The sequence below is a fragment of the Streptococcus mitis genome (assembly GCF_002096815.1).
Classification (GTDB): Bacteria; Bacillota; Bacilli; order Lactobacillales; family Streptococcaceae; genus Streptococcus; species Streptococcus mitis_AD.
Window position 1 is genome coordinate 21,416 of the sequence record NZ_NCVJ01000018.1, and the last position, 14,101, is coordinate 35,516.

A 14,101-nucleotide genomic window follows, 5' to 3' on the forward strand; every position below is an offset into this window, starting at 1 on the left:
GGATGAAACCAGAATTTTTAGAAAGTGCGGAGTTTTATAATCGTCGTTATCATAATTTTTCCAGTCGGGTGATTGTACCCATGTCCCTTCTGCTTTTGTTTTTACTTGGATTTGCAACATTTGCAGAGAAGGAGATGAGTTTGTCTACAAGAGCGACTGTCGAGCCTAGTCGTATTCTTGCAAGTATCCAGTCTACTAGCAACAATCGCATTCTTATCAATCATTTGGAAGAAAATAAGCTGGTTAAGAAGGGGGAGCTTCTGGTTCAATATCAAGAAGGGGCAGAGGGTGTCCAAGCGGAGGCCTATGCTAGTCAGTTGGACATGCTCAAGGATCAAAAAAAGCAATTGGAATATTTGCAAAAGAGCCTGCAAGAAGGGGAGAATCACTTTCCAGAGGAGGATAAGTTTGGCTACCAAGCCACCTTTCGCGACTACATCAGTCAAGCAGGCAGTCTTAGGGCTAGTACATCGCAACAAAATGAGACCATCGCGTCCCAGAATGCAGCAGCTAGTCAAACCCAAGCTGAAATCGGCAACCTCATCAGCCAAACAGAGGCTAAAATTCGCGATTACCAGACAGCTAAGTCAGCTATTGAAACAGGTGCTTCCTTGGCCAGTCAGAATCTGGCCTACTCTCTCTACCAGTCCTATAAGTCTCAGGGCGAGGAAAATCCACAATCTAAGGACCAGGCTGTTGCTCAGGTAGAAGCACAGATTTCTCAGTTAGAATCTAGTCTTGCTACTTACCGTGTCCAGTATGCAGGTTCAGGTACCCAGCAAGCCTATGCGTCAGGCTTAAGTAGTCAATTGGAGTCCCTCAAATCCCAACACTTGGCAAAGGTTGGTCAGGAATTGATCCTTCTAGACCAGAAAATCTTGGAAGCAGAGTCAGGCAAGAAGATTCAGGGAAGTCTTCTAGACAAGGGGAAAATTACGGCTAGTGAGGATGGGGTGCTTCACCTTAATCCTGAGTCTAGTGATTCTACCATGGTAGCAGAAGGTACCCTACTAGCCCAACTCTATCCATCTTTGGAAAGAGAAGGAAAAGCTAAACTCACAGCCTATCTAAGTTCAAAAGATGTAGCAAGAATCAAGGTCGGTGATTCTGTTCGCTATACGACGACTCATGATGCCAAGAATCAACTTTTCCTAGATTCTACTATTACAAGCATTGATACGACAGCTACTAAGACTGAGAAAGGGAATTTCTTTAAAATCGAGGCGGAGACTAATCTAACTTCTGAGCAGGCTGAAAAACTTCGATATGGGGTGGAAGGTCGTCTGCAGATGATTACGGGCAAGAAAAGTTACCTACGTTATTATTTGGATCAATTTTTGAACAAAGAGTAATGTTCGTGTTTTTAGAGTTAAATGACTTTAAAACTGTGAGAAAGATTCTTCTTGCAGTTTTTTCTTTATGATTTTTGAGAGTGCTACGTTATTTATTCGGTTAAATTCTTGTAATTTTAGGTTTTTTATGGTAGAATGTGCTCAAGTAATACGAAAGGCGAACTTTAAAATGTCAAAACAATTGATCTATTCGGGAAAAGCTAAAGACATCTATACAACTGAGGATGAAAATCTTATTATTTCAACTTACAAGGACCAGGCGACTGCTTTCAATGGTGTTAAGAAGGAGCAGATTGCAGGTAAGGGAGTGTTGAATAATCAGATTTCATCTTTTATTTTTGAGAAATTAAATGCGGCTGGTGTGGCGACTCACTTTGTGGAGAAACTTTCAGACACGGAACAACTCAATAAAAAGGTTAAGATTATTCCTCTGGAAGTCGTGCTTCGCAACTATACAGCTGGTTCCTTTTCAAAACGTTTTGGCGTAGACGAAGGTATTGCATTTGAGACTCCGATTGTCGAATTTTACTACAAAAATGATGATTTGGATGACCCGTTTATCAATGACGAACATGTGAAATTCCTACAGATTGCGGATGACCAGCAGATTTCCTACTTGAAGGAAGAAACTCGTCGAATCAATGAACTCTTGAAAGTCTGGTTTGCTGAGATTGGGCTTAAGTTGATTGACTTTAAGCTAGAGTTTGGTTTTGATAAGGATGGCAAGATTATCTTAGCAGATGAATTTTCACCAGATAACTGCCGTTTATGGGATGCGGATGGCAACCACATGGACAAGGATGTTTTCCGTAGGGGTCTAGGTGAATTAACAGATGTTTATGAGATTGTTTGGGAAAAGTTGCAGGAATTGAAATAACACCCTCAAGGTCGTTGGGGATATTGCAAGAGCTGAAATAAAGGAATAAGAATTGATGGATAAACGTATTTTTGTTGAAAAAAAGGCTGATTTTCAGGTAAAGTCAGAGAGTTTGGTAAGAGAACTCCAGCATAACTTGGGGCTTTCAAGCTTGAAAAGCATTCGCATTGTGCAAGTGTATGATGTCTTTAACTTGGCAGAGGACTTGTTTGCACCTGCAGAGAAACACATCTTCTCTGAGCAGGTGACAGACCATGTTTTGGACGAAGCAGCTGTGCAGGCGGATCTTGCCAACTATGCTTTCTTTGCGCTTGAAAGCCTACCAGGGCAGTTTGACCAGCGTGCAGCATCTTCGCAGGAAGCCTTGCTCTTGCTAGGTAGCTCGAGTGATGTAACGGTTAATACAGCCCAACTTTACTTGGTGAATAAGGATATTGATGCGACTGAATTAGAAGCGGTCAAGAACTACCTGCTCAATCCAGTTGATTCTCGTTTCAAGGACATCACGACAGAGATTGCCAAGCAGGAATTTTCAGAGTCAGACAAGACCATTCCGAAATTGACTTTCTTTGAAAGCTATACAGCAGAAGACTTTGCTCGCTACAAGGCTGAGCAAGGGATGGCCATGGAAGTGGATGATTTGCTCTTTATCCAAGACTATTTCAAGTCAATCGGGCGCGTGCCGACGGAAACAGAACTCAAGGTTTTGGACACTTACTGGTCTGACCACTGCCGTCACACGACTTTTGAGACAGAGTTGAAACAGATTGATTTCTCGGCTTCTAAATTCCAAAAACAATTGCAGGCGACCTATGACAAGTATATCGCTATGCGCGATGAGTTGGGGCGTTCTGAAAAACCTCAAACCTTGATGGATATGGCGACTATTTTCGGTCGTTATGAGCGTGCTAATGGACGTTTGGATGATATGGAAGTGTCAGACGAAATCAATGCTTGCTCAGTCGAAATCGAAGTGGACGTTGATGGTGTGAAAGAGCCATGGCTCCTCATGTTCAAGAACGAAACCCACAACCACCCAACAGAGATTGAGCCATTTGGTGGGGCTGCTACTTGTATCGGTGGAGCCATTCGTGACCCATTGTCAGGTCGATCATATGTTTACCAAGCTATGCGTATCTCAGGTGCTGGAGATATTACCGCACCGATTTCAGAAACTCGCGCTGGGAAATTGCCACAACAAGTCATTTCTAAAACAGCTGCTCATGGTTATTCTTCATACGGTAACCAGATTGGGCTTGCAACAACCTACGTTCGTGAATACTTCCACCCAGGCTTTGTAGCTAAACGCATGGAGCTTGGTGCTGTTGTCGGAGCGGCTCCTAAGGGCAATGTCGTTCGTGAAAAACCGGAAGCGGGAGATGTGATTATTCTCCTTGGAGGTAAGACTGGACGTGATGGTGTCGGTGGTGCGACAGGTTCTTCTAAGGTTCAAACAGTTGAGTCTGTAGAGACTGCCGGTGCTGAGGTTCAAAAAGGGAATGCCATCGAAGAACGCAAGATTCAGCGCCTTTTCCGTAATGGTGATGTCACTCGTCTTATCAAGAAGTCCAATGACTTTGGAGCAGGTGGTGTCTGTGTAGCCATCGGTGAATTGGCAGACGGTCTTGAAATTGACCTTAACAAGGTTCCTCTTAAATACCAGGGCTTGAATGGTACCGAAATTGCCATCTCTGAATCTCAAGAACGGATGGCAGTCGTGGTTCGTCCTGAGGATGTAGATGCCTTCGTTGCTGAATGTAACAAAGAGAATATTGATGCTGTTGTGGTGGCGACAGTGACTGAAAAACCAAATCTAGTCATGCACTGGAATGGTGAAACCATTGTCGACTTGGAACGTCGTTTCCTTGATACAAACGGTGTGCGCGTGGTCGTTGATGCAAAGGTGGTGGACAAGGATGTCAAGCTTCCAGAAGAGCGCACAACAAACTCTGATACACTTGAAGCAGATACCCTTACGGTTCTATCTGATTTGAATCATGCGAGTCAAAAAGGATTACAGACTATCTTTGACTGCTCTGTTGGACGTTCTACGGTTAATCACCCACTTGGTGGTCGCTACCAACTCACACCAACTGAGGCTTCTGTGCAGAAATTACCAGTTCAACACGGTGTGACTCATACTGCGTCAGTCATGGCTCAAGGTTTCAACCCTTATCTAGCTGAATGGTCTCCATACCACGGTGCTGCCTATGCGGTGATTGAAGCAACTGCTCGTTTGGTTGCTGCTGGTGCCAACTGGTCTAAGGCTCGCTTCTCTTACCAAGAGTATTTCGAACGCATGGATAAGCAGGCTGAACGTTTTGGTCAGCCAGTAGCAGCTCTCCTAGGCTCTATTGAGGCACAAATTCAGCTTGGTTTGCCATCTATCGGTGGTAAGGACTCTATGTCTGGTACTTTTGAAGAATTGACAGTGCCACCAACCTTGGTAGCCTTTGGGGTGACGACGGCAGATAGCCGTAAGGTCCTCTCTCCAGAGTTCAAAACTGCTGGTGAAAATATCTACTACATCCCAGGTCAAGAACTCTCAGCAGAGATTGATTTTGACTTGATTAAGAGAAATTTTGCTCGGTTTGAAGCACTTCAAAAGGCTCACAAAGTGACGGCAGCTTCAGCTGTCAAATATGGTGGTGTGCTTGAAAGCTTGGCTCTTGCTACTTTTGGAAATCATATCGGTGCAGAGGTAACCTTTTCTGAACTTGAAAGTTCTTTGACAGCTCAATTAGGCGGATTTGTCTTCACATCTCCTGAAGAAATTACTGGAGTAGAGAAGATTGGACAAACTAAAGTAGACTTTACACTTCTTGTCAACGGTGTGAAGCTAGATGGACACAAACTTGACAGTGCCTTCCAAGGCAAATTGGAAGAAGTTTACCCAACAGAATTTGCACAAGCCAAAGAACTAGCAGAAGTTCCAGCTGTCGCTACTAACACAGTCATCCAAGCTAAAGAAAAAGTTGAAAAACCGGTGGTTTATATCCCAGTCTTCCCGGGCACCAACTCGGAATATGATTCAGCTAAGGCATTTGAAAAAGAAGGCGCAGAGGTCAACTTGGTGCCATTTGTGACCTTGAATGAAGAAGCCATTGTCAATTCAGTTGAAACTATGGTTGACAACATCGGCAAGGCTAACATTCTCTTCTTTGCAGGTGGATTCTCAGCTGCAGATGAGCCAGATGGTTCAGCCAAGTTTATCGTCAACATCCTGCTTAATGAAAAAGTGCGTGTAGCTATTGATAGCTTTATCGCTCGTGGTGGCTTGATTATCGGTATCTGTAATGGATTCCAGGCTTTGGTCAAATCAGGTCTTCTTCCATACGGAAACTTTGAAGATGCTAGCAGTACTAGTCCAACCCTCTTCTACAATGATGCCAACCAACACGTGGCCAAGATGGTGGAAACTCGCATTGCCAATACTAACTCACCATGGTTAGCTGCGGTGCAAGTGGGCGATATTCACGCTATTCCTATTTCACACGGTGAAGGGAAGTTTGTCGTGACGGCTGATGAATTCGCTGAACTCCGTGACAATGGACAAATTTTCAGCCAATACGTTGACTTTGACGGCAAACCAAGTATGGACTCTAAGTACAATCCAAATGGTTCTGTAAATGCTATAGAGGGAATTACTAGCAAGAACGGCCAAATCATCGGTAAGATGGGACACTCAGAACGTTATGAGGATGGTCTTTTCCAAAATATCCCAGGAAATAAAGACCAGCACCTGTTCGCGTCAGCGGTTAAATACTTTACTGGAAAATAAGACTTACAGATTTTCTAATAGATAGTATCAGTAATGTAAAAGTCATGTAGATTTAGCTCTTGGTGCTACACAAATAAAAATTAGGTATATAAAATGACATACGAAGTAAAATCTCTTAATGAAGAATGTGGTGTTTTCGGTATCTGGGGACATCCAGATGCTGCTAAATTGACCTATTTTGGTCTCCATAGTCTTCAGCACCGTGGTCAGGAGGGGGCAGGAATCCTCTCCAATGATCAGGGACAATTGAAGCGCCATCGTGACATGGGACTTTTATCAGAAGTCTTCAGAAATCCTGCTAACTTAGATAAATTGACGGGGACTGGTGCGATTGGGCATGTGCGTTACGCGACTGCTGGCGAAGCTTCTGTAGATAACATCCAGCCCTTCCTCTTCCGTTTTCATGATATGCAGTTTGGGTTGGCTCATAATGGAAATCTGACCAATGCAGCCTCTCTCAAGAAAGAACTGGAACAAAGAGGCGCGATTTTCAGTGCGACTTCGGACTCTGAAATCTTGGCTCACCTCATTCGTCGCAGTCACAATCCTAGTCTGATGGGCAAAATCAAGGAGGCGCTCAGCCTAGTTAAAGGTGGTTTTGCCTATATCTTGCTGTTTGAGGACAAGTTGATTGCGGCTCTTGACCCAAATGGTTTCCGTCCCCTTTCTATCGGGAAAATGGCCAACGGAGCGGTGGTTGTTTCCTCTGAAACCTGTGCTTTTGAGGTTATTGGTGCTGAATGGATTCGTGATTTGAAGCCAGGTGAGATTGTGATCATTGATGACAAGGGAATCCAGTATGACAGCTATACAGATGATACCCAGTTAGCAATCTGTTCTATGGAGTATATCTATTTTGCTCGCCCTGATTCTAACATTCATGGTGTCAATGTCCATACGGCACGTAAACGTATGGGTGCACAATTGGCGCGTGAATTCAAGCATGAGGCGGATATCGTGGTCGGTGTGCCCAATTCTTCCCTCAGCGCGGCTATGGGATTTGCGGAAGAATCTGGTTTGCCAAATGAAATGGGTCTTATCAAGAACCAATACACGCAGCGGACCTTTATTCAACCGACTCAAGAATTGCGGGAGCAAGGGGTGCGGATGAAATTGTCTGCAGTTTCTGGTGTTGTCAAAGGCAAGCGTGTGGTTATGATTGATGACTCTATTGTACGTGGAACAACTTCTCGTCGTATCGTTCAGCTTTTAAAGGAAGCAGGGGCGACTGAGGTTCACGTTGCAATTGGAAGCCCAGCGCTAGCTTATCCATGCTTCTACGGGATTGATATCCAGACTCGTCAGGAACTGATTGCGGCCAATCATACGGTTGAAGAAACTCGTCAAATAATTGGAGCTGACAGCCTGACTTACCTTTCTGTTGAGGGGTTGATTGATTCAATTGGTATTGAAACAGATGCGCCAAATGGCGGTCTCTGTGTCGCTTATTTTGATGGTGATTACCCAACGCCTCTCTACGACTATGAAGAAGACTATCGTAGAAGTTTGGAAGAAAAGACCAGTTTTTACAAGTGAGTTACTGAAGATTCTCCATTAAAGAAAAGGAAAAATAAAATGGCAAATAAAAATGTGTACGCTCAATCTGGTGTGGATGTTGAAGCGGGTTATGAAGTTGTTGAACGGATTAAAAAGCACGTGGCTCGTACGGAGCGTGCAGGTGTCATGGGAGCTCTTGGTGGCTTTGGTGGCATGTTTGATCTTTCAAAAACAGGTGTCAAAGAGCCCGTCTTGATTTCAGGGACTGATGGTGTCGGAACCAAGCTCATGCTGGCTATTAAGTACGACAAGCACGATACTATTGGTCAGGACTGTGTGGCCATGTGTGTCAATGATATCATTGCTGCAGGTGCGGAACCCCTCTATTTCCTTGACTACGTAGCGACAGGGAAGAATGAACCGGCTAAGCTAGAACAAGTGGTTGCTGGTGTGGCAGAAGGATGTGTGCAGGCAGGCGCAGCCCTCATCGGTGGGGAAACAGCTGAAATGCCTGGCATGTACGGCGAAGATGACTATGACTTGGCTGGTTTTGCGGTCGGTGTGGCTGAAAAATCTCAAATCATTGACGGTTCAAAAGTGGCAGAGGGAGATGTTCTTCTCGGACTTGCTTCAAGTGGGATTCATTCCAATGGTTACTCTCTCGTCCGTCGTGTCTTTGCGGATTACACAGGTGAGGAAATCTTGCCAGAATTAGAAGGCAAGCAACTCAAGGAAGTTCTTCTTGAGCCAACTCGTATCTATGTCAAGGCTGTTTTACCACTTATCAAGGAAGGCTTGGTCAACGGCATTGCCCACATCACTGGTGGTGGCTTTATTGAGAATGTCCCTCGTATGTTTGCAGCTGACTTGGCTGCTGAGATTGAGGAAGACAAGGTTCCAGTTTTACCAATTTTCAAAGCCCTTGAAAAATACGGTCAGATCAAACACGAAGAAATGTTTGAAATCTTCAATATGGGTATGGGACTTATGCTAGCAGTTAGCCCTGAAAATGTAAGTCGTGTCAAGGAATTGTTGGATGAACCAGTCTATGAAATTGGTCGTATCGTCAAGAAAGAAAACGAAAGTGTCATCATCAAATGAAAAAAATAGCGGTTTTTGCCTCTGGTAATGGCTCAAATTTTCAGGTGATAGCGGAACAATTTCCAGTAGAGTTTGTCTTTTCAGACCATCGTGACGCCTATGTGCTCGAACGTGCAGACAAGCTCGGCGTTCTGTCCTATGCTTTTGAACTCAAGGAGTTTGAGAGCAAGGCAGACTACGAAGAGGCCCTTGTCGAACTCTTGGAAGAGCACCAGATTGACTGGGTTTGCCTAGCAGGCTACATGAAAATTGTTGGGCCTACTTTACTGGCAGCTTATGAAGGCAGGATTATCAACATTCATCCGGCCTACTTGCCAGAATTTCCAGGAGCTCATGGGATTGAGGATGCTTGGAATGCTGACGTTGCTGAGAGCGGCGTGACCATTCATTGGGTGGATTCAGGTGTGGATACAGGCAAGGTCATCAAACAAGTACGTGTACCGCGACTAGCTGATGATACCATTGCCAGCTTTGAAGAACGTATTCATGAAGCAGAGTACAAGTTGTATCCGGAAGTTATTAGAGAATTGTTGGACAAGTAAATGAAAAAATGGTTGGAAACACTTGCCTTGATTACCTTGGCAATCATTCTACGTTTACTGGTAAATTTTTTCTTCCCAGAGATTCCCTATTGGGGGAGATTTTTACTGACAGTAATTTTGGGAGTCTTGGTAATCGTCTCCCTACACTTTATGAATCGAAAAATTCGTAGGTAGAGAGTTTGAAAATGAAAGGAAAAAACATGACTAAACGCGCCTTAATCAGCGTCTCAGACAAAGCGGGCATTGTTGAATTTGCCCAAGAACTTAAAAAACTTGGTTGGGAGATTATCTCGACTGGTGGAACTAAGGTTGCCCTTGATACTGCTGGGGTGGACACCATTGCCATCGATGATGTGACTGGTTTTCCAGAAATGATGGACGGTCGTGTTAAGACCCTCCATCCAAATATCCACGGTGGGCTCCTTGCTCGGCGCGACTTGAATAGCCACCTAGAAGCGGCCAAAGACAATCAAATCGAGCTCATTGACCTTGTAGTGGTCAATCTCTATCCCTTTAAAGAAACGATTCTCAAACCAGACGTAACTTACGCTGATGCAGTTGAAAATATCGATATCGGCGGGCCATCTATGCTTCGCTCGGCAGCGAAGAATCATGCCAGCGTGACGGTTGTGGTAGACCCTGCAGACTATACAGTGGTTTTGGACGAATTGGCAGCCAATGGTGAAACGACTTACGAAACGCGCCAACGTTTAGCAGCCAAGGTTTTCCGCCACACTGCGGCTTATGATGCCTTGATTGCAGAGTATTTTACAGCTCAGGTCGGCGAGAGCAAGCCTGAAAAGTTGACCTTGACCTATGATCTCAAACAAGCTATGCGCTATGGGGAAAATCCTCAACAGGATGCCGATTTCTACCAAAAAGCCTTGCCGACGGATTACTCCATTGCTTCAGCGAAACAGCTTAACGGTAAGGAACTGTCATTCAACAATATCCGCGATGCGGATGCAGCTATTCGTATCATCCGTGATTTTAAAGATCGTCCAACCGTTGTGGCTCTCAAACACATGAACCCATGTGGAATCGGTCAGGCTAATGACATTGAGACTGCTTGGGCCTACGCTTATGAGTCTGATCCAGTGTCTATCTTCGGTGGAATTGTCGTTCTCAACCGTCAGGTGGATGCTGCGACAGCTGAAAAGATGCATGGTATTTTCCTTGAAATCATCATTGCACCAAACTATACGGATGAAGCGCTAGCCATTTTGACCAACAAAAAGAAAAACTTGCGTATCCTTGCCTTACCATTTGATGCTCAAGATGCCAGCGAAGTGGAAGCAGAATACACAGGTGTAGTTGGTGGTCTCCTTGTGCAAAACCAAGACGTGGTGAAAGAAAGCCCAGCTGACTGGCAAGTGGTGACCAAACGCCAACCAACTGAGACAGAATCGACAGCACTTGAGTTCGCTTGGAAGGCTATCAAGTACGTCAAATCAAACGGTATTATCATCACTAATGACCACATGACACTCGGTGTTGGCCCTGGTCAAACCAACCGTGTGGCTTCAGTCCGTATTGCCATTGACCAAGCTAAAGACCGTCTGGACGGCGCTGTGCTTGCTTCGGATGCCTTCTTCCCATTTGCGGATAATGTGGAAGAAATCGCCAAAGCAGGTATTAAGGCTATCATCCAGCCAGGTGGATCGGTCCGTGACCAAGAGTCTATCGAAGCTGCGGATAAATATGGCTTGACTATGGTCTTCACAGGAGTGAGACATTTTAGACATTAAGAACGTTAAAGGGAAGAAAACAGTTTCTTTCCTTTTTTGCGTAAAAATGCGGAGTGAAACAAGATTAAAACGAACGTTTGTGATATAATATTAGTAAATAATTCGCAAAAGAGGTTGAGGAATGAAGCTGTTAGTTGTCGGTTCGGGTGGTCGTGAACATGCGATTGCTAAGAAGTTGCTTGAGTCAAAAGAGGTAGAAAAGGTTTTTGTTGCTCCTGGGAATGATGGGATGACTCTTGATGGTTTGGAGTTGGTAAATATCTCTATTTCCGAACATTCTAAATTGGTTGAGTTTGCAAAAGCCAACGATGTTGCTTGGTCCTTTATCGGGCCAGATGACGCCCTTGCGGCTGGTATCGTGGATGATTTCCATGCAGCGGGTCTCAAAGCCTTTGGTCCGACAAGATTGGCAGCTGAGCTGGAGTGGTCCAAGGATTTTGCCAAGGAAATCATGGTCAAATACGGCGTTCCGACAGCAGCCTATAGCACATTCTCAGATTTCGAGGAAGCCAAGGTCTATATCGAAAAGCATGGGGCACCTATCGTGGTCAAGGCGGATGGTTTGGCACTTGGGAAAGGTGTCGTTGTTGCTGAGACAGTCGAGCAAGCGGTCGAAGCAGCTCACGAGATGCTTTTGGACAATAAATTTGGTGACTCAGGTGCGCGTGTGGTTATCGAGGAATTTCTCGAAGGAGAGGAATTTTCACTATTTGCTTTTGTCAATGGTGATAAGTTCTACATCATGCCAACAGCTCAGGACCACAAACGTGCCTACGATGGCGATAAGGGGCCTAACACGGGCGGTATGGGTGCCTATGCGCCAGTTCCACACTTACCACAGAGTGTAGTTGATACAGCGGTTGACACCATTGTCAAGCCAGTCCTAGAAGGTATGATTAAAGAAGGTCGCCCTTATCTGGGTATCCTTTATGCGGGTCTTATCTTGACAGCTGATGGATCCAAAGTCATAGAGTTTAACGCTCGCTTTGGAGATCCTGAAACTCAGATTATCTTGCCTCGTTTGACATCTGACTTTGCACAAAATATTACGGATATCCTTGATGGCAAGGAGCCAAACATCACCTGGACGGACAAGGGTGTGACTCTGGGTGTGGTTGTCGCATCCAACGGTTATCCGCTAGACTATGAAAAAGGTGTCAAGTTACCAGCCAAGACAGAATGTGATATTATCACCTATTATGCAGGGGCTAAGTTTGCGGAAAATAGCAGAGCACTGCTATCAAACGGTGGACGTGTCTATATGCTCGTTACCACAGCAGACACCGTCAAAGAAGCTCAAAACACTATCTACAGCGAACTTAACAAACAAAACACAGAAGGGCTCTTCTACCGAACCGATATCGGAAGTAAGGCTATAAAAGATTAACAGTTACTAAATTTGTCATGGCGAGCGAAAGCGAGCCAAAGTAAGATAATGGTCGCCGTGGTGAAAAGACCAGAACAGTATTTGTTCTGGTCTAGGGAAACTTTGAGACCCTAGGCTCAAAGTTTAGGAATGAAACCGAAGGTTTGCTTCCGTCCCCACCACCTAAGACCATTATCAAAAAAGAAGAAAAAAGGAAAAATTATGACTAAACCAATTATTTCCATCATCATGGGCTCAAAATCCGACTGGGCAACCATGCAAAAAACAGCAGAAGTTCTAGATCGCTTCGGTGTAGTCTACGAAAAGAAGGTTGTTTCTGCCCACCGCACACCAGACCTTATGTTCAGACATGCTGAAGAAGCACGTAGCCGTGGCATCAAGGTCATCATCGCAGGTGCTGGAGGCGCAGCCCATTTGCCAGGAATGGTAGCTGCCAAAACAACTCTTCCAGTCATCGGCGTGCCAGTCAAATCTCGTGCCCTTAGTGGCGTGGACTCACTCTACTCTATCGTACAGATGCCGGGTGGTGTACCAGTCGCAACCATGGCTATCGGGGACGCGGGTGCGACCAATGCGGCTCTCTTCGCCCTCCGTCTCCTGTCAGTAGAGGATCAGGCTATCGCGACAGCATTGGCAGATTTCGCAGAAGAACAGGGAAAAATCGCAGAGGAGTCGTCAAATGAGCTCATCTAAAACAATCGGAATTATCGGTGGCGGCCAGCTGGGTCAAATGGTGGCCATTTCTGCTATCTACATGGGTCACAAGGTTATCGCGCTGGATCCTGCGGCTGATTGCCCAGCCTCTCGCGTAGCGGAAATCATTGTTGCGCCTTATAATGACGTGGATGCTCTGCGTCAGTTGGCTGAGCGTTGCGATGTCCTTACCTATGAGTTTGAAAATGTCGATGCTGACGGTTTGGATGCGGTTATCAAAGAAGGTCAGCTTCCTCAAGGGACAGACCTGCTCCGCATTTCCCAAAATCGCATTTTTGAAAAGGACTTTCTCTCCAACAAGGCTCAAGTCACTGTGGCACCTTACAATGTTGTGACCTCAAGCCAAGATTTGGCAGATATTGACCTGTCTAAAAACTATGTCCTCAAGACTGCGACTGGTGGCTATGATGGGCATGGACAAAAGGTTATTCGCTCAGAAGCAGATTTGGCAGAAGCCTATGCGCTAGCTGACTCAGCAGATTGCGTTTTGGAAGAATTTGTCAACTTTGACCTTGAAATTTCTGTCATCGTGTCAGGAAATGGCAAGGACGTAACGGTTTTCCCAGTTCAGGAAAATATCCACCGCAACAATATCTTGTCTAAGACCATCGTGCCTGCTCGCATTTCAGAAAGTCTAGCAGACAAGGCTAAAGCTATGGCAGTGCGAATTGCAGAACAGCTCAAGCTATCTGGAACGCTCTGCGTGGAAATGTTTGCGACTGCTGATGACATCATTGTCAATGAAATTGCTCCTCGACCACACAACTCTGGACACTACTCGATCGAAGCTTGTGACTTCTCCCAGTTTGATACCCATATTTTAGGTGTTCTGGGAGCACCATTACCATCTATCAAACTCCATGCGCCTGCTGTCATGCTCAATGTTCTCGGCCAGCACGTCGAGACCGCTGAAAAATATGTGACAGAAAATCCAAGCGTCCACCTCCACATGTATGGTAAAATAGAAGCGAAGCACAACCGCAAGATGGGACATGTGACTTTGTTTAGTGATGAGCCGGATGAGGTGGTTGAGTTTGGGGAGGGGATTGATTTTTAAAAAGTGAAATTAACCGTCTTTTTTAGAAGATAGCTTAATATATAT

At 45.1% G+C, this 14,101-nt stretch carries 10 protein-coding genes; all 10 read left to right on the top strand.

Going from position 1 to position 14,101, the window contains the following annotated elements:
- The first annotated feature begins 2 nt into the window (after positions 1-2).
- Entirely contained in the window at positions 3-1,352 is a 1,350-nt protein-coding gene (gene comB / locus B7696_RS03200; protein ID WP_084862098.1) for a competence pheromone export protein ComB, read from the top strand.
- 169 nt (positions 1,353-1,521) lie between these two features.
- Positions 1,522-2,229 (top strand): phosphoribosylaminoimidazolesuccinocarboxamide synthase, encoded by a 708-nt coding sequence (gene purC, locus B7696_RS03205; protein WP_192856276.1) that lies wholly within the window; start codon positions 1,522-1,524, stop codon positions 2,227-2,229.
- A 55-nt stretch (positions 2,230-2,284) separates the two neighbouring features.
- Positions 2,285-6,010 (top strand): phosphoribosylformylglycinamidine synthase, encoded by a 3,726-nt coding sequence (locus B7696_RS03210; RefSeq protein ID WP_084862102.1) that lies wholly within the window; start codon positions 2,285-2,287, stop codon positions 6,008-6,010.
- Between the two features lie 93 nt (positions 6,011-6,103).
- The gene (gene purF, locus B7696_RS03215) at positions 6,104-7,546 is read left to right on the top strand and encodes an amidophosphoribosyltransferase (RefSeq protein WP_049552331.1); all 1,443 of its coding nucleotides are present in this window, start codon (positions 6,104-6,106) and stop codon (positions 7,544-7,546) included.
- A gap of 39 nt (positions 7,547-7,585) precedes the next feature.
- Entirely contained in the window at positions 7,586-8,608 is a 1,023-nt protein-coding gene (gene purM / locus B7696_RS03220) for a phosphoribosylformylglycinamidine cyclo-ligase (protein WP_084862104.1), read from the top strand.
- Positions 8,605-9,150 (top strand): phosphoribosylglycinamide formyltransferase, encoded by a 546-nt coding sequence (gene purN, locus B7696_RS03225; RefSeq protein ID WP_084862106.1) that lies wholly within the window; start codon positions 8,605-8,607, stop codon positions 9,148-9,150. The genes purM and purN overlap by 4 nt, the downstream gene beginning before the upstream one ends.
- Before the next feature lie 200 nt (positions 9,151-9,350).
- Entirely contained in the window at positions 9,351-10,898 is a 1,548-nt protein-coding gene (gene purH / locus B7696_RS03230; protein ID WP_084862318.1) for a bifunctional phosphoribosylaminoimidazolecarboxamide formyltransferase/IMP cyclohydrolase, read from the top strand.
- Between the two features lie 121 nt (positions 10,899-11,019).
- Positions 11,020-12,285 carry a phosphoribosylamine--glycine ligase gene (purD, locus tag B7696_RS03235; protein ID WP_084862108.1) on the top strand — a complete coding sequence of 422 codons (1,266 nt, stop codon included), beginning with the start codon at positions 11,020-11,022 and terminating at the stop codon, positions 12,283-12,285.
- Between the two features lie 201 nt (positions 12,286-12,486).
- On the top strand, positions 12,487-12,978 hold the full coding sequence (gene purE / locus B7696_RS03240; RefSeq protein WP_084862110.1) for a 5-(carboxyamino)imidazole ribonucleotide mutase: 492 nt from the start codon (positions 12,487-12,489) through the stop codon (positions 12,976-12,978).
- Positions 12,965-14,056, top strand: a complete 1,092-nt coding sequence (gene purK / locus B7696_RS03245) for a 5-(carboxyamino)imidazole ribonucleotide synthase (RefSeq protein ID WP_084862112.1) — start codon at positions 12,965-12,967, stop codon at positions 14,054-14,056. Before purE ends, purK begins: the two co-directional genes overlap by 14 nt.
- Positions 14,057-14,101 lie beyond the last annotated feature (45 nt).